Below are 16531 nucleotides of genomic sequence, written 5' to 3'. Positions count from 1 at the left end.
ATGGTGATGAAGTCGCCCTCGCCGGCCGACCCGTGCGGCCGAGCCCCGGGAGGCACCCGAAGCATCTCACCCTCCTGGGCGGCGACGGCCGGGCGGGGCGGGGCAGGTGGTGCTCACGTCACCAGGTGCAGTGACGTCGCCGCGATGCCCAGCCGTACGCTCTGACCCCAGGTCAGCTCCAGGGCGTCGCCCTCCATCCCGTCGCCGAACACCACGATCCGGTCCGACTCCACGGTCAGCTGCAGCGCTTGCCCCCGCCCCAACTCGCCGGCGACCTTCGTCGTTCCGGTCGCGGGAGAGGGCCAGGCCTCCCGTACGAACCACAGGAGCCGCCGCTCGCCGGGTGCGGGCAGCTGGGCGGGGCTGTCGCGCTCCTGCCACAGGGAACGCAGCCAGCCGGTGGCACCCGTGCCGGTGCCCACCAGCACCCCGGAGGAGGCCTGGGCCTCGTCCGGGCCGTTGTCGCCGTCGGAGCCCAGGCGGTAGCGGGCGGTCTGGTGGCCGGGCGAGCCCAGGTAGATCTCGTTCAGTGCGAGGAGGCGTTGGGTGTCGTCGGCGACGGCCTCGACCATGGTCAGCTCTTCCGTCCGGCTCCCGGCGGTGGTCGCGGCGCGCAGCAGGGCGGCCGCGTCGGCGCAGCGGTGGCGGACGAGGACCCCCGGGTTGTAGCCCGGGTCGGTGTCGATGCCCACCACCGGCTGTCCGCGCAGGTACTTGGCGGTGTTGGCGACCAGGCCGTCCTGGCCGATCACGACCACCACGTCCTCCGGGGCGAACAGGAAACGGTCCAGGTCCGCCCGCTCCACCCGGGAGCTGCGCCAGGTGAGCGGCACCGCCGCCGCCACCTGACGCAGGGCCTGGTGGGCGCGCTCGTGGCGGCGGTGCACCTCGTCGATCGACCGGCCTCGGCTGGAGAGGAAGAACGCGGCCTGCCCGTGCGTGCCGTGTCGGGCGAGCAGTTCCTCGTACTCGGTCCTGCGGTGCACGAGGACCGCCCGCGGGGCCAGGCTCACGCGTCCGTGCCGCCTTCCGGGCGTCCGAGCCTGGTGAGGAGCCCGGTCAGGACGTCGGGCGAGAGCGTGATGCTCTCGATCCGCGGCAGGTTCTCCGCCAGCCGGGTCGCCGCCAGGGCGTGCAGTGTGCCCGGAGCGGTTTCGTCGTGCACGCGGAGCCAGGCGGCCTGGACCTCGGCGCGCGCCGCGCCGGTCTCGCGGGCCGCCTCGGCGTCCGCGCGGGCCAGGCGGACCTTGCGGGCCGCCTCGGTCTCGGTCCGGATGCCGTCCGCCGCCGCCTTCTCCTCGGCCTCGCGGCGGGCGTTGGTGCCGCGCTGATCGATCAACTGCTCCTCGCGTCGCGCGAGTTCGATCTGGCTGGCCAGTTCGTTCTCGGCGATGGCACGCTCACGTTCGACGGCGACGGCCCGCCGTTCGTAGGTGGCCCGGTCGGCCTCCTGCTGGATCTGCTCGCGGGCCGGGGTGCGCAGGGCGCGCTCCACCTCGGCCTCGGGGCGGATGGCCACGACCCGTACGGCCACCACGTCGATGCCGGTGGCCGGGAGTCTGGGCTCGGCGGCGAGGCCCGCGGTGACGCTGGTCCGTACGGAGGTGACGCCGTCGACCAGGGCGACGGCCAGCGGAGTTCGGGCCAGTACGTCCAGCGCGTGCTGCTGCGCGGTCTCGGTGAGGAGCGTGGCGATCTGCTCCAAGGGGGCGCCGCGCCAGCTCCCGGTGTCCGGGTCCACGGAGAAGTCGAGTCGTTCGGCGGCTTCGGCCGGGTCGCTGATCCGGTAGGTGACGGTGGCCTGCACGGCGACGTCCTGGAAGTCGGACGTGCGGGCGTGGAACGCCATGGCCAGCTCCCGGTCGTCGACCGGGACTTCGGAGAGCGCCGCCGAGAGCGACCGGTACCAGAAGCTGAGACCCCGCCCGTCGTGGGCGAGTCGGCCGCGCTTGTGGTGGCGGATGTGAGCGGTGGGCGCGGAGCGCAGATGACGCCAGCCGAAGCGCCGGGTGATGTCGGCCATGGCAGGACCCCCTTCATTTCGTCAGTACGACGATAAAGGGACGCGCCCATATCGTCAAGAGGACGAGAAGAGGGTGGAGCGAGGGTCTCGGACGCTTCCGGGTGGTGTCGGTGCGCGCTGTTAGGGTCGCCGGCATGGCAAACCGTTCATATCTCTACGCCGCGGACTCGAAGCCGACCGAGGTCGACAACCCCCGGGCCATCCGGTGCATATCCGAGCACCGATGGGACATCCCGCTCGCCCACAAGCTCATGGTCGGATACGGGACGACGATCACCCAGTCGATGATCTGGAGCCCGCAGATCGGCATCGCGGCGGACTACGCCAAGGGTGCCGAGCTGCTCGGCGGGCTCCTGCGTGCGGTCGGTCAAGGACTGGAGGACGACGCCGAGTTCGCCGAGTGCGTCGAGAGGACCGTCTCCCATCTGGACAAGCAGCGGGCGGAGTTCTTCATCCTGGAGACCGGAGAGATGGTCTCCGTCACGGACGACGATCCGGTGGCGGCCGTGCAGCGCCTGGTCTCCCACGAGATCCCCGCCGCCGTCGCCCGGGCCGAGGCCGCGATCGCCGGCCGGGACGACGCCTGGCTCGCCTCGCTCCGCACCGACTGGCAGGCACACTTCGCCTCCTTCTACAGCGACACGCTCTACTTCTCCTTCCCCGGCTAGCACTCCCGGCCTCCAGGCCCCACGCCAGGTCCGGCAGCGCCGAGCGGGCGTTGCCGGCCGGGGCGTCCTTCGGGCCGCCTCGCTCACCGGACGGAGCCGGCCGGGGCCCCTTTCGAGGGGCCCCGGCCGGCTTCGTCGGTGGGTGTGTGGCTGCGTGGCTTCAGTGCTCGCAGAGGGAGAATTCCCGTTCGTAGAGCTGCTCGTTGTGTTCGTCCACGAAGAACTTGCGTTCCTGCATGAGCTGTTCGCGGTAGGTCTTCGCCTGCTCCAGCGTCATGGTCGAGGTGTCGGACCACGGCTGCTGCGGTGGCACGTCGGATGTCGAGACGATCTTTTCCGACGGGTCGACCAGGAAGAACGCGAGAATCTTGCGATGTCCCGGGCGGGTGGCGTCCGCGAGGCGGAATTCGCCGACGCGGTGTTGCAGGACGTTCGGGAACGCCAGGCAGCGGCCCGCCGGGGTCGCCGTCGATCCCAGTGCCTGGTTCAGCGCGTCCTCGTCCTCCAGGCCGTAGACCTCACGCAGACCGTTGTCGTCGTTCTGTTCGTAGTTCGGGTCGTCGAGCGCCGCCCGGAAACCGAGCCGGCTTTCGGTGATGTTCTCGCTGTCCCAGTAGTAGATTCCGGTCGAGACGATCCGCTCGTTCAACATCCCCTCGACGTGCCAGGATCCGCCGGGGTACTCGGGCTTGTCCGGGGTGAGGTGGATGGTGGCGAGCTTGACGATGACCTGGAGTCGGCGGCCGCGCAGATCGACCCGGGCGGATGCGTCGGGCGTCTCGGGTGCGGTGAATTCCGGGGCGTCCGGGATGACCGGGCTGCGGTTCTCCCACCAGTCGTCCTGGGCCTGTTCCCATGCACTGAGCGCAGCCTTGTAGGCCTCGGCATCGCTGTAGGAGGACTTGTTCGGGTACTCCGGCTCCGAGTCGTACCACCCGTAGGGATCGGCCTGGATCCGCACGGGCCGCGGGTGGCGCAGATCGGTGAGGACGTTCTCCCACAGCGGGCGCATGCGCGCGAACATGTCCGGCAGGACGGCGGCCAGTTCGCGGTGATGCTCGGGGTGGACGTTGTTGACGTACGAGCGGAAGGTGACATCGCCGTCGTCGGCGACGTCGACGTCCGTGGGCAGCCACTGGAACCGCTCCGAGAACTCGTACTTCGAATAACGGTCCGTCGGATTCTGCCAAGCCCGTTCCGGTGCGCCGCTCGCCTCCCGCTCCAGGCAGAACAGCGAGGGATGAACCAGATCCAACACCTGGCCGTCGGAACCGGGATGCCAGTCCTGTTCGGCTTCGGGGACCTGCTCCAGCACCCGCACCGCCTCGCGGAGCCGGTTCCTGAGCTCGTCGTCGATCAGGGTGTCCGAATGCCACACCCCGTCGGCGGCGGACACCTCTATGCCGGTTCGTTCGTCCCGCAGGGCGGCGTAGTGCGCGAGTTCGGCGAGGACGTATCGGACCTGCGCCTCGGTGAGGCCCTGGGCGATCGCTTCTCGCGTCCACCTGGCGACGACGGCGGCGTCGTTCATCTTCTCGAACCACCGCGGCTTGGCCCGAATGTGCGCGCTGCACTGCATCATCTGCAGTTCCCGCAGCGTTCTGGGTGTCGCGAACGCCAGGGAACGGGATGTTTGAAAGGGCAGCGGGAAAGCAGACAGGCCAGACAATTCTCTTGGTCCTCCGAGTCGGTGTGCGGTGGCCGGAAGGATACTTCAGCGGACTGACACCGCAGCCGTGTTCCCGGTCCGGGCCATGCGGTGCCGCACGCGCGCCGTGCGGTGCTCGGTCCGGTGCGACCGGACCGAAAAGGGCGTTCGATTTTCCTGCCCGCGACCTATTCTGCGAGCCACGAACGACCCATCACACCTAAGGCACCCCATGGACAGCGAGCGCATTCAGAACTGCCTGGACCTGATCCGCCAGGCACAGCGGCTACCCGTGGACGATGCTCAGCGCAGCCTGCTGGAACAGGCTGCCGGCGAACTCGTCCGCGACGGCCGACTTCGACGCCGTGCCGAGGCACGCGCGGCACGGGCCGCCGCCGATGCGAAGCTGCTCGCCGCCACCGCGATGGGCGCCCCCGACCGTGTCATGGACGCCGCCCTGTCCGCCCTGCCCGCCCGTACGGCGCCGAAACCGCGCCGGACGGTCGGCGACCACGTCCAGCCGCGCCCCGGCCCGTCCGCGACGCGCCGGCTGCCGGACCGTACTCCGGAGAGCGACGGGCCGTCACAGCTGCTGAACCGCCCTCAACGCTGCTACGTCTGCAAGGACCATTACCGGCAGGTCCACGACTTCTACCACCTGCTGTGTCCCGCATGCGCCGACGAGAACCTCGCCCACCGCACGACCCGCACCGACCTCACCGGTCGTCGTGCGCTGCTGACCGGCGGGCGTGTCAAGATCGGCCACCAGGTCGCGCTGATGCTGCTTCGGGACGGCGCCGACCTCACCGTGACCAGCCGCTTCCCCCAGGACACGGTGCGTCGGTTCGCCGCCGCCCCCGACGCCGAGCAGTGGTGGCACCGGCTGCGGATCGCGGCCCTGGACCTGCGCGATCCCCGGCAGGTACTCGCGTTCACGGACCACATGTTCTCCCAGGGGCTCCCCCTGGACGTCCTGATCAACAACGCGGCCCAGACCCTACGCCGCTCCCCTCAGGCCTACGCCGCTCTGGCCACGGCCGAACCCACGCCCCTGCCCACGTCGCTCACCACGCCACGGATATGGACCGCTCCCGGCTTCTCCGTACCCGGCCCACGCACCGCACCACTGCCGTGGACGGCGGAACTCGCGTCACGGTCGCGCGTACCCGAGGCCCTCACCGGTGGCGCGAACACGCATGCCGACGTGGTCGCCGTCCCCCTGCCGCGAGAGGCCGTCGACGAGGCGGGCCTGTTGCCCGAGACCGCCGCGACCAACTCATGGACGCTACGTCTGGGACAGATCGACCCGACCGAGCTGCTGGAGGTCCAGCTGGTCAACGCCGTCGCGCCGTTCCTGCTCGCCGACCGCCTGCTGCCTCTTCTCGACGCCTCCCCGCATCCTGACCGCTACCTCATCAACGTCTCCGCTGTGGAAGGCCAGTTCACCGTGCGCAACAAGACCGGCGACCACCCGCACACCAACATGGCCAAGGCCGCCCTGAACATGCTCACCCGCACCAGCGCGGCCGACCTGGCCGGCCGCGGCATCCACACCTGCAGTGTCGACACCGGTTGGGTCACCGACGAGAAGCCCCTGCCCGCCCGCGAACGGCACGCCGCCACCGGCTGGCGCCCGCCGCTGGACATCGTCGACGGCGCCGCCCGTGTCTACCACCCGATCGTGCAAGGGCGGGCCGGCGCGCCCGTCCACGGCGTCCTCCTCAAGGACTATCGCCAGGTCCCCTGGTGATCGCCCCGTCGGGCGCGGTGGCGGAGTGCCCGTGCGCCGCCACGGGCAGGGGGAACTCCGTCCAGACGGTCTTGCCGTCCCGGGAGTAGCGGGTACCCCAGCGTTCGGTGAGTTGGGCCACCAGGAAGAGACCGCGCCCACCCTCGTCCGTGGTGAGCGCCCGCCGTAGGTGCGGAGCGGTGTTGCTGCTGTCGGAGACCTCGCAGATCAGGCCGCGGTCGCGGATGATGCGCAGGGTCACCGGCGTGCCGCCGCCGTACCGGTAGGCGTTGGTGACCAGTTCACTGACGACCAGTTCGGCGGTGAACGCCGCCTCCTCCAGGCCCCACCCGCTCAGCGTGGCCTGCGTCAGGTGCCGGGCCCGGGCGGCGGCGGTCGGCTCGGCGGGCAGCTCCCACGAGGCGATCTGCTCGGGCGCCAGCACGCGGGTGCGGGCGAGGAGCAGCGCGACGTCGTCCCGTGGGTGCTCCGGCAGCAGGGCGTTCTGTACCGCCGTGCAGGTCTCCTCCAGCGAGCGGCCGGGCCGGGACAGTGCTTCTCGCAGCCGCTCGAGTCCCTCGTCGAGGTCGTGGTCACGGGCCTCCACCAGGCCGTTCGTGTACAGCGCCAGCAGGCTTCCTTCGGGGAGTTCCATCTCGGCGGACTCGAACGGGAGTCCCCCGAGGCCCAGCGGCGGCCCCTGGGGAAGGTCGGGCAGGCTCACCGTGCCGTCGGCGGTGACCACGGCGGGCGGCAGGTGGCCGGCGCGGGCGAGGGTGCAGCGCCGGGAGGTGGGGTCGTAGACCGCGTAGAGGCAGGTCGCGCCGACGATCTGTGGGCCCTGCGAGCGTCCGTCGGCAGGCTCCTGCTCGTCTGCGAGGCGGTTGACCAGGTCGTCCAGGTGGGAGAGGACCTCGTCCGGGGCGTAGTCGAGGCCCGCCAAGGTGTGCACGGCGGTGCGGAGGCGGCCCATGGTGGCCGCGGCGTGCAGTCCATGGCCGACGACATCGCCGACGACGAGGGCGACACGGGCTCCGGACAGGGGGATGACGTCGAACCAGTCGCCGCCGACGCCGGTGGCGGGATCGGCCGGCAGATAGCGGTGCGCGACCTCGACGGCGCTGTGTGCGGGCAACTCCTGCGGCAGCAGGCTGCGCTGCAGGGTCAGGGCGGCTTGATGCTGCTGGGTGAAGCGGCGGGCGTTGTCGATGCACAGGGCGGCGCGTGAGGCGAACTCCTCCGCGAGCGTGAGGTCGTCCTCCTCGAAGGGCTCGGGCCGCTCGGCCCGCCACAGGCTGAGGATGCCGAGGAGCAGGCCGCGGGCCGTCAGCGGTACGACGATCAGCGAGTGGGCTCCGAGGCCGAAGGCGCGCCGGGTGCGCTCCGGATCCTGGAAGTACCAGCCGGGGCTGCTCCGGAGCTCCGCTTCGAGGATGGGCTGCTGTTCGGCGAGGCACCTGGCCTGTGGGGTACGGGGGTCGAAGTGGAAGACGTCGCCGGCGGAGTACATCACCTGCAGTGCCTCCGCCACGACCGAATGGACGGCCATCCTGCGCACCGGTCCGCTCGTCTCCACGGCGGTCTCCTCACTGCGGGCCACCGCCTCCAGCAGGTCCACCGAGACGGCGTCGGCGAGGTCGGGGACGGCGGCGGCGGCCAGCTCCCAGGTGGTACGCCCGAGGTCCAGGGTGGTCCCGATACTGGCGCTCGCCCGGTTGAGCAGGGCGAGTCGACGTCGGGCCCGGTAGCGGTCGGTGACGTCCTCGACCAGTTGGGTGACGCCGAGGATCTCGCCGGACGGGTCCTCGATCCGGAACGCCGACACCGACACCCATCGCTCGCGGTCGGGGTCGCTCCTCGTACGACAGGGCTGCTCGGTGAAGATCAGGGGAGCGCCCGTCTCCAGCACGCGGCGCAGCCGTCTCTCGATGGGCTCCACGTCCGGGCCGAAGAGGAAGTCGCCGATGCGTCGGCCCCGCATCTGGGCCGTGGGAAGTTGCGCGAAGCGGGCCAGCGCCCGGTTGACCCGCAGGATGCCCAGGTCGGGGGCGTGGACGGCCAGGCCGATCGGGGAGCGCCGGAAGAGGCCGTCCAGGACCGAGCGGTCCGTCTCCCATCGGAGCATCTCCTCCGCCGGGGCGACGACGAGGAGCCATTCCCGGGTCGATCCGGCGCGAACGACGGCGCGGGCGCGGAAGCCCAGCTCCACCCGCCGCCCGTTGCGGTGCAGGACGGGCAGGACCCCGGCCCAGCCCCGCTCGCGCTCGCACGTCGCCGCCGCGTCCAGGACCGCCTCCCGATCGCGTGCGTCGATGAGGAATCCGAGCGCCTGCCGGCCCAGCACCTCCTCGGGCGGGTAGCCGAGGTGGTCCTGTGCGCGCTCGCTCCAGCCGACGACCGTGCCGTGGTCGTCGACGACCGCCGACGCCGAGTTGTGCAGCGCGAACGGGTCCTCCGGCACCTCGCCCGATCCCGGCGCTGGTGCGTCCATCGCTGCCACCCTTCGACCTGCCGAACGGACCGCACGCGAACATCCCCGCAACGACCACCCAGAGTGACGAGCGACCGGGCTGGGCAGTCGGCCTCCCTTCAGTATCGCCGCGTCCGCGCACGTCGGCAGAGCGTCCCTTTCCCGGGGAGATTCGAAGCGCGACCCCGGGGCATCCGTACAACGTCTCAGCCCCTACCCACCGACAGGAGGCAGCAGTGACCACCTACGTGATCACCGTGCCCGGCACGTTCCTGAGGGACGTGGGCGATGCAGCACGCTCCGAGCTGGAGAGGAGGCTGATCCCGCACCACACGGACCTGAGCGAGACCCAGGACGTGGAGCTGCTGACGCTCCACGAGGGCGGGACCTTCTCCGTCCGGCTCGAGGTCGATGCCCCGGACCGGGCCACGGCCGAGGACGACGCCGTCCGCCTGGTGGCCGGCGCCCTCGAAGAGCTGGGGGTCTCCGCGAAGGACGTACCCCTGGGACCTCCGGCCGTCACCGGTGTCGACGGCGAGTCCTAGGCTCCCGCGGCTCCCGCGGCTCCCGCGTCGGAGCGGGGGTGGCCCGGGCGGTCACCGTGGGTGACACCGCCCGGGTCGTCACTCTCCGACGGTCGCGGTGCGGGCCCGTACCTCCTCCGGGGTGAGGTAGTGGTCGGTGTACTCGAAGTCGCGCAGCGTCCCCGGCTTGTACGTCTGGAATCCGGTCCGGACGAAGTCGTCGCCGGCCACCGCGTTCAGGAGCCAGTTCGTCATCACCCGGGTCTTCGCGGCCCCGGTGCGCAGCGCCGCCCAGTGGTAGCCGCGGGCCACGGCCTGGGCGGGCATCCCGCGCAGGTCGATGCCGAGCGGCCGGGAGACGCCGTCGCGGCCGCCGAGGTCGACGACAAGTCCGAGGTCCTTGTGGACGTAACGACGCAGCGGCGTGCCCCGCAGCGTGGCGACGACGTTGTCGGCGGCGACCCTGCCCTGGCGCGCGGCGTGCTGCGCGGTGGGTGGGCACACCGCGTCGTCCCCGCCGGCGGCGAGGTCGGGTACGGCGGCCGCGTCACCGAGCGCGAACGCGCCGTCCGCCCCCGGCACCCGCAGGTCCGGCGTGACGACGAGCCGGCCGCTCTTGGCGGTCTCGGCGCCCAGCGTGGCGATGAGGGGGCTCGCGGCGACGCCGGCGGTCCAGATGAGGGTGCGGCAGGGCAGTACGCGCCCGTCGGTGAGCGTGACGTCCTCGGGGCCCGCCTTGGCGACGGAGGCGCCGAGCGAGACCTCGATGCCGCGGCCGCGCAGCACGTCGAGGGCTGCCCGACCCAGCCGGTCGCCGAGCTCGGGCATCAGTTTCGGGGCCACGTCCACGAGGTGCCAGCTGATCTCGCGCCGGTCCAGCCGGGGGTAGCGGCCGACGGCGTTCGTGGTGAGGCGCTGCAGGGAGGCGGCCGTCTCGGTACCCGCGTAGCCGCCGCCCACCACCACGAAGCCGAGCCGTGAGGCCCGCTCCGCCGAGCCCGGTGCGGCGGCGTCGGCCAGGTCGAGCTGGGCGATCACGTGGTCGCGCAGGTGGGCCGCCTCCGCGAGCGACTTCATGCCGCGGCCGTGTTCCGCCAGGCCGGGGATGTCGAAGGTGCGGGTCACGCTCCCGGGTGCGAGCACCAGGTGGTCGTACGGCTGGTCCACCAGCTCCCCGGTGATCTTCCGGATGACGCAGACCTTGGCCCGGGTGTCGACGCCCACGGCCCCGCCGGGCACGATCCGGGTCCGGTGGCGGCGGCTGCGGCGCAGCGAGACCGCCACGGACTGGGGGGTGAGTACTCCGGAGGCCACCTGCGGCAGCAGCGGCAGGTAGAGCTGGTAGGAGAACGGAGTGACCAGCAGGATCTCCGCCTCCCCCGGTGACAACGTCCGCTCCAGGCGGCGTACGCAGGAGACGCCGGCGAATCCCGCGCCGACGACGACGATCCTCGGTCGTGCCATGGTGTCCGTCCCTTCTCGGGTGTACGGGTCCCCGGCACGCCTTCCCCGGCAGGACGCTCCATGAACGCGAACACGCGAACATCGGTGCGGACGGCTCTACCCCGCGGCGCGCACGTACTGCTCCGGCACGCGTCGACGGAGCCGAGCGGCAGACCGTGGCATCGTCCGGCCGCGGCCGGGCACACGGGTCGTATGTCCGGAGAGCACGCACGCCCGAGTACGTTGTTCCACTTCGCCCGCGGCACCGAGGGCTGTCCGGCCCACGCGGCGAGGCGCCGGCACCCTTTCAGAAGGCGGCTGCGCGGCAGGATCCTCGCCTACAGGGACATCGAGTTCCTCGCCTCCGAGACCACGTGCGAGCGTGGCGCCGGCGAGGGGTTCCTGCTCCTGGTGCACGTCCGCAAGGTGGTCGGTGAGATCCGCTACCGCCGCTGCGCCGCCTGCGCGCGGGGCGTGATCACCGGGGTCGACATCGACTCCGTCTTCCGCTCGACCGGGCTGGACACGCGCGCGCTGTCGCACCTGCGGGCACGCCACCCCGGCATCGCATGGCAGAGCACGCTGACCCTCCGCACCACGCGCGGTCTCCTGCGCCGCATGCGCATCCCGACGTCCGACGTCGGCACCCCGTGCCCGCACGACCGGGTACGCAGCTCGCGGCCGTAGCGGTCGGCACCCGCGCGGACGTGCGGACGTGGGCACGTGCGGACGTGGGCCGTTTGGATTCGTGATTCGTGATCAGACGAGGGACGTACGGGTCCACCGGGGGAACCAACGAGGGAGGGTGTCCGGATGGCGACATCGAGAAGCCGTCGGGACGACGCGGGCGACGGTGCCGCGTCCGTAGGGCGGGACGTCGTGCTGGCGGTCGGGCTCCTGGGCATCTGCCTGGGCGGACTGGCCGTGTTCGTGCGGACGACGGTGGGGACGGGAGCCGGTGGCGCCATACCCGTGATGCCGATCGCCACGGTGATCGTCCTGGTGGCCGGAATGGCGCTGGCCCGGTGGGCCCTGGCACCCGTTCGGCGCCGCTCCCCCGCGTCCCCGGGGGAGGCTTACGTGGCGGCCGTGTATCCGGAGAACCCGGCGTATCCGGTGCCCGCGGATCCGTCGGCCACGACGGCGGTCCTCGTTCCGCCGGCCGCTGCCGAGCTCGTGGCGGATCCGGTGGACGTGCCCGAGCTGGGGCCGGACGCCCTGGATCACGCGGCGGTCGACGCCGACGGATTCGAGCACGCGATCGCCGCGCTGTGTGCCCGGGACGGCTGCCTTCAGGTGGAAGTCGTCGGCGGGGCCGGGGACTTGGGCGCCGATGTGATCGCCACGACGGCGGACGGTCTGCGCGTCGTCGTCCAGTGCAAGCACTACGGCGACGGCAACCGGGTCGGCTCGCAGGACCTGCAACGCTTCGGCGGCACCTGCTTCGTCGTCCACGAAGCCGACGTGGCCGTGGTGGTGACGACCAGCTCGTTCACCGCTCCGGCCGAGGACTACGCCGCGACCTGCGGCATCGTCTGCGTCGACGGCGACGCGCTGGCCGCGTGGACGGAGTCGCGGACGCCCCCTCCCTGGGAAACCCCCGCCACGCAACCGCCGGGGCCGGGAGCCCCGGCCGACGCCGAGGTACAGGCCTGAAGGGGCCCGCCCGAGGAGAGGCCCCGACCAGGTACGCGGGTCAGCCGTCGATGGCCTGGTAGAGGGTGGTCCAGAAGTCCTGCATGGCCCGCGCAGAATCCGGCGTGGACGTCCCGGTCCGGGTGAGCAGGATGCCGACGAGCCCGTTGTGCGGGCCCGGCGTGATCCGAAAGACAGGCCCTGGCCTGGAGCGCGGCCGTGTGCTCGGGCGTGAGGCGGTCGGTGGTCATCAGCTCGACGGCGGGTCAGGACAGGATCCGCCCCCGGACCGTCTCCCCGCACCCCGCGGGTCCTCCCACGGCCGCACCGCCGCAGGGCTCACCGATCGCGGCCCGACCTGGGCGGACGTGCTCGGCCGCTTCGTCCTGGCGGGCCTATGCTTCACCTTGGCCCTGCTCATCGGTGGACCCGCGCTCGACGTCAGGAGCGGAAGTGGGAACGACACTCGTCGTCGCCGCGATCGTGATCGCGGCCGTGGTCGTCAGAACCGCCGTCGCCGAGCTCAGGGAGCCCGGAAGCGGCCGCCGGCAGTGGTCGTTCCTCACCGACTCCCGCGCGCTCACGGCGGGAGCGATCACCGCCCTCGTCCTCGGCCTGCTGGGTTGGCGGCACGCCGGCGGCGAAGGTGTCGTATGGGCGGGACTCGCCGGGATCCTCGTCGCGTTCGCCATGGGCCAGGGCCGCCGGCCCCGGTAGCCGCCCCCGCCGGCCAGGGTGGTCCGGGGACTCAGCCGAGGGCGCGGTCGAGATTGAAGGCCGCGCTGATGAGCGACAGGTGGGTGAACGCCTGCGGGAAGTTGCCGAGTTGCTCGCCGCTCCGGCCGATCTCCTCCGCGTAGAGGCCGAGGTGGTTGCCGTAGGTGAGCATCTTCTCGAAGGCCAGACGGGCATCCTCCAGACGTCCGGCACGCGTGAGCGCCTCGACGTACCAGAAGGAGCAGATCGAGAACGTGCCCTCGGCGCCGCGCAAGCCGTCCGGGCTGGCCTCCGGGTCGTAGCGGTAGACCAGCGAGTCGGAGACCAGATCCGTGGTGAGCGCATCCAGGGTCGAGAGCCATTTCGGATCGGTGGGCGAGATGAACTTGGCCATCGGCATCATCAGCACGGAGGCGTCGAGCACGTCGTCCCCCAGCCCCTGGACGAAGGCGCCGCGCTTCGCCGACCAGCCCTCTCGCATGATCTGCCGGTAGATCGCGTCCCGACTCCGCTGCCAGCGCGGAAGATCGGCGGGCAGGCCGCGCCGGTTGGCCATCCGGATGGCCCGTTCGATCGCCACCCAGCACATCAGCCGCGAGTAGACGAAGTTCCGCCGGCCGCCCCGGGTCTCCCAGACGCCCTCGTCGGGTTGGTCCCAGTGGTCACAGAGCCAGTCCACCACCGCGCCGACCTCGTCCCAGTGATCACTGCTGATGGGTTGCCCCCACTTGTCGTAGAGGTAGACCGAATCGATCAGCGCGCCGTAGATGTCCAGCTGGAGCTGCTTGGTGGCGGCGTTCCCGACCCGCACCGGAGCGGATCCCAGGTGCCCTTCGAGGTGGAGCAGCTCGGATTCGGGCAGGTCGGTACGCCCGTCGATGCCGTACATGATCTGCAGCGGCCCGGTGGGGCCGACGCCCCGCATGATGCCCCGGTCGGACAGGAAGCCCATGAACGCCTCGGCCTCCGTCGTGAAGCCCAGGCGGAGCATGGCGTAGATGGCGAAGGCGGCGTCGCGGACCCACACGTACCGGTAGTCCCAGTTGCGCTCACCGCCGACCCGTTCGGGCAGGCTGGTCGTCGGGGCGGCCACGATCGCACCGGTCGGCACATAGGTGAGCAGCTTGAGCACCAGCGCGGAGCGGTGCACCATCTCCCGCCACCGGCCGCGGTAGCGCGAGCGGCCCAGCCAGTGGCGCCAGAACCGGACCGTCGCCTCGAACTGCTCCTCCGCCTCGGCGTGCGGACAGGCCTGCGGGCGGAGGTCATCGCCGATCTTGTCGAGGGCGAAGACCACGGACTCGCCTTCGAGGAGCTTGAAGTGCGACTCCACGTCCGTTCCGTCGCTTTCGAGCGGCACGGTGGAGGTCAGCGCCAGGGAGATCGACGGGGCCTCGAAGACGGCTTCGTGGACCTGCGTACGTACGGTGTGCGCTTCGGCGCCGTAGCCGAAGCGCGGGGCCACCCGGGTTCTGAAGGGGAGGGTTCCGCGCACGCATATCACCCGACGGATCAGGCGGTGCCGGGCCGCCTCGCGCGACTCGTCGACGACGGGCATGAAGTCCTGGATCTCCGCCACTCCGTCGGCCGCATAGAAGCGTGTGATCAGGACGTTGGTGTCGGGGAAGTAGAACTGCCGGGTACGCGCCGGCACATCGGCGGCCAGCTGCCACGATCCGCCTTTGTCGGCGTCGAGGATGGACGCGAAGACGCTCGGTGCGTCGAAGCGTGGGCAGCAGTACCAGTCGATCGTTCCGTCGGTCCCGACGAGCGCGGCGGTACGAAGATCCCCGATCAGGCCGTGCTCGGAGATCGGCAGATAGCGTGCGTCGTCCATTCCCCCGGATCCGGTGCCGAACTCCATGCCGGCCTCCCTACCGTCTCGCCGTGAGCGGGTGCGGGAATGCAGAAGACTTTGTTCTTCATGGTAGAACGCCCCGGGATCGCGGCGCGGCGACCCGGAGAGGAGCGGCGGACCGAGAGGCACGCGAGGGGAACGATCTCCCAGGTCAGCGCCTCGCCTCAGGTGTCGGCCACCCGGGTGAGCTCCGCCCGGGTTACGGCCCCGCGCAGCCGCGGGCGCGCTCGGCAGCGCAAGGATGCACGAACCGGTTCCCCTTCTTCGTGGCTGGAGTCTTTCCGTGCTCGAACGCAAGCGGCTCAAGGGCCGTACCCAGGTGACCTTCGTCCTCCCCGACAACGCTCCGGACGGGCCTGTCAGCGTCGTCGGAGACTTCAACCACTGGAACCCTGCCGCCCACCCGATGGCATCCCGCGGAGACGGCACCCGGGCCGCGTCCGTCGCCCTCCCCACCAACAGCGCCCATTCCTTCCGGTACCTCGCGGTCGGCGGGCACTGGTTCGACGACGAACAGGCCGACAGCCACGACGGCACCAACAGCCGCCTCCACACCTGATCTGCGGCCCTGGCCTACGCCACCGGCCCTACCGGAGGCCCCTACCAGGGGGCGCGGGCGCAGATGGTTTTCCCGCCGTCGGCGGTGGGTTCGATGTGCACGTCGGTGGTGAGGTGATTGATCAGCTGCCACCCCCATCCGCCGGTGCCGTCGAGGTGGGGCGCGCGCGGCTCGGGCGGGTCGGGGCTGGTGTCGGTGACGCGGATGTCGATGTGGTCACCGTTCAGTTCGAGGTGGAGCGATGCGGGCCCACGGGTGTGGCGCATGACGTTGGCGATCAGCTCGCCCACGACCAGGAGCACGGCGTCGTCGCTCCCCGGTGCGGCGGGCGCCCGGATGCGTGCGGCATGGTGGAGGAAGGCTCGGGTGGCGTCGCGCGCCGCCGTCGTGGGCTGCCCGCTGCGGGGCAGGGACCGATCAAGGACGGGTACGTCCATACGTCCTCCTCCCGCCGTGCTCTACGAGGCACCTGCCCGATCCGGGGAGGAGGAACCCGGCAAACGCCCCACGATGATGCATCCGGGCCGGGCGCCGGCTCAGGCGTTCGCGCGGCCCCTCCCGCGCCGTCGCGCAACCGCAGGGGCCAGGGGTGGCCGGCATTGACGAGCCGGGTACCGCTGCGGTCCAGAGACGGCGACCGACGACATCGACGGACAGGAACGACACGTACCGCGCACCGAACCGGTCCCGCAGGCGCGCCGAGGGGTGGGTGGCGCGGGCGTGCGGGTGCTGCAGGACCTCTTTCGGACATTCTGCGCTCGATGTACGCGGGGCGGAGCGCGAGCGGCTTTTGCGGGCAGGTGAGGACCGACCACAACGATGCACCGCCTCCGAGTGCCCGGCTCCGGCCGAACGACCGCACGACCAGGCGGTGTTCTCTTCAAGGAGGTCCCACACCATGCTGATCACCGTGACCCGCACCGGCGGGTTCGCAGGCGGGGAGAAGACGGCGTCGCTCGAAACGGAGTGCCGTGCCGACGGGCCCGAGCTGGAACGGCTGGCCGAGCTCGCGCTCAGCACCGAGGGCCCCGCGGAGCAGGAACCCGTTCCCGACGGCTTTCGCTACGTCCTGCGCGTCGACAGCAAGCTGGTGGAGTTACAGGATCCGTACCTCACCGAGGAGCAGCGGCAACTGATCGACGCCGTTCTGACCACCGCCCTCTGACCGCCCCTCCGCCGGCATTGTTTCGTGCCGTACCGACCCGACCGGGGCCGGTACGGCACGGCACGGCACGGGCGGACCGTGCCGTCGTACCG

General features: G+C 71.4%; 15 protein-coding genes. 8 read left to right on the top strand and 7 right to left on the bottom strand.

Annotated features, from left to right (window positions below; all coding sequences use genetic code 11):
- Positions 1-113: 113 nt before the first annotated feature.
- On the bottom strand, positions 114-1013 hold the full coding sequence (locus OG624_RS36480; RefSeq protein WP_266448095.1) for a hypothetical protein: 900 nt from the start codon (positions 1011-1013) through the stop codon (positions 114-116).
- On the bottom strand, positions 1010-2023 hold the full coding sequence (locus tag OG624_RS36475) for an SPFH domain-containing protein (protein ID WP_030718274.1): 1014 nt from the start codon (positions 2021-2023) through the stop codon (positions 1010-1012). Before OG624_RS36475 ends, OG624_RS36480 begins: the two co-directional genes overlap by 4 nt.
- A 134-nt stretch (positions 2024-2157) precedes the next feature.
- Between OG624_RS36475 and OG624_RS36470 the strand changes: the two genes are divergently transcribed.
- Positions 2158-2691, top strand: a complete 534-nt coding sequence (locus OG624_RS36470) for a DUF7822 domain-containing protein (protein ID WP_033215960.1) — start codon at positions 2158-2160, stop codon at positions 2689-2691.
- Positions 2692-2851: 160 nt separating this feature from the next.
- Here the strand turns inward: OG624_RS36470 and OG624_RS36465 are convergent, their stop codons facing one another.
- Positions 2852-4360: a DUF4246 domain-containing protein gene (locus tag OG624_RS36465; RefSeq protein ID WP_078909045.1), complete on the bottom strand. Its 1509-nt coding sequence runs from the start codon at positions 4358-4360 to the stop codon at positions 2852-2854.
- 211 nt (positions 4361-4571) lie between these two features.
- On the opposite strand from OG624_RS36465, the gene OG624_RS36460 reads away from it, so the two are divergent.
- Positions 4572-6089 (top strand): SDR family NAD(P)-dependent oxidoreductase, encoded by a 1518-nt coding sequence (locus OG624_RS36460; RefSeq protein WP_371640403.1) that lies wholly within the window; start codon positions 4572-4574, stop codon positions 6087-6089.
- Here the strand turns inward: OG624_RS36460 and OG624_RS36455 are convergent.
- On the bottom strand, positions 6061-8559 hold the full coding sequence (locus tag OG624_RS36455) for a SpoIIE family protein phosphatase (protein ID WP_266354408.1): 2499 nt from the start codon (positions 8557-8559) through the stop codon (positions 6061-6063). The two genes, OG624_RS36460 and OG624_RS36455, sit on opposite strands and share 29 nt — an antisense overlap.
- Before the next feature lie 215 nt (positions 8560-8774).
- Between OG624_RS36455 and OG624_RS36450 the strand changes: the two genes are divergently transcribed.
- Positions 8775-9083 (top strand): hypothetical protein, encoded by a 309-nt coding sequence (locus OG624_RS36450; protein ID WP_161291150.1) that lies wholly within the window; start codon positions 8775-8777, stop codon positions 9081-9083.
- A 78-nt stretch (positions 9084-9161) separates the two neighbouring features.
- Here the strand turns inward: OG624_RS36450 and OG624_RS36445 are convergent, their stop codons facing one another.
- Positions 9162-10526, bottom strand: a complete 1365-nt coding sequence (locus OG624_RS36445; RefSeq protein WP_033215948.1) for an NAD(P)/FAD-dependent oxidoreductase — start codon at positions 10524-10526, stop codon at positions 9162-9164.
- Positions 10527-10718: 192 nt separating this feature from the next.
- Here OG624_RS36445 and OG624_RS36440 point away from each other — a divergent pair, with 192 nt between their 5' ends.
- The 3 genes from OG624_RS36440 to OG624_RS36430 all read left to right on the top strand — a co-directional run bounded on the left by OG624_RS36440 (position 10719) and on the right by OG624_RS36430 (position 12857).
- Positions 10719-11192: a hypothetical protein gene (locus OG624_RS36440; protein ID WP_371640402.1), complete on the top strand. Its 474-nt coding sequence runs from the start codon at positions 10719-10721 to the stop codon at positions 11190-11192.
- Between the two features lie 126 nt (positions 11193-11318).
- The gene (locus OG624_RS36435; protein WP_371640401.1) at positions 11319-12161 is read left to right on the top strand and encodes a restriction endonuclease; all 843 of its coding nucleotides are present in this window, start codon (positions 11319-11321) and stop codon (positions 12159-12161) included.
- Between the two features lie 432 nt (positions 12162-12593).
- The gene (locus OG624_RS36430) at positions 12594-12857 is read left to right on the top strand and encodes a hypothetical protein (RefSeq protein ID WP_033215946.1); all 264 of its coding nucleotides are present in this window, start codon (positions 12594-12596) and stop codon (positions 12855-12857) included.
- A 31-nt stretch (positions 12858-12888) separates the two neighbouring features.
- Here the strand turns inward: OG624_RS36430 and OG624_RS36425 are convergent, their stop codons facing one another.
- A complete protein-coding gene (locus OG624_RS36425) occupies positions 12889-14721 on the bottom strand; it encodes a glycoside hydrolase family 15 protein (RefSeq protein WP_033215944.1) in 1833 nt (610 codons plus the stop codon).
- A 277-nt stretch (positions 14722-14998) separates the two neighbouring features.
- Here OG624_RS36425 and OG624_RS36420 point away from each other — a divergent pair, with 277 nt between their 5' ends.
- Positions 14999-15274: an isoamylase early set domain-containing protein gene (locus tag OG624_RS36420; RefSeq protein ID WP_033215942.1), complete on the top strand. Its 276-nt coding sequence runs from the start codon at positions 14999-15001 to the stop codon at positions 15272-15274.
- Between the two features lie 41 nt (positions 15275-15315).
- Here OG624_RS36420 and OG624_RS36415 read toward each other — a convergent pair whose 3' ends face one another.
- Positions 15316-15711 (bottom strand): ATP-binding protein, encoded by a 396-nt coding sequence (locus OG624_RS36415; RefSeq protein ID WP_033215940.1) that lies wholly within the window; start codon positions 15709-15711, stop codon positions 15316-15318.
- A gap of 461 nt (positions 15712-16172) precedes the next feature.
- Here OG624_RS36415 and OG624_RS36410 point away from each other — a divergent pair, with 461 nt between their 5' ends.
- On the top strand, positions 16173-16439 hold the full coding sequence (locus OG624_RS36410) for a protealysin inhibitor emfourin (RefSeq protein ID WP_033215938.1): 267 nt from the start codon (positions 16173-16175) through the stop codon (positions 16437-16439).
- The last annotated feature ends 92 nt before the right edge of the window (positions 16440-16531 follow it).

The sequence above is a fragment of the Streptomyces virginiae genome (assembly GCF_041432505.1).
Taxonomy (GTDB): domain Bacteria; phylum Actinomycetota; class Actinomycetes; order Streptomycetales; family Streptomycetaceae; genus Streptomyces; species Streptomyces virginiae_A.
This window is presented reverse-complemented; position numbering and strand designations above follow the sequence as displayed.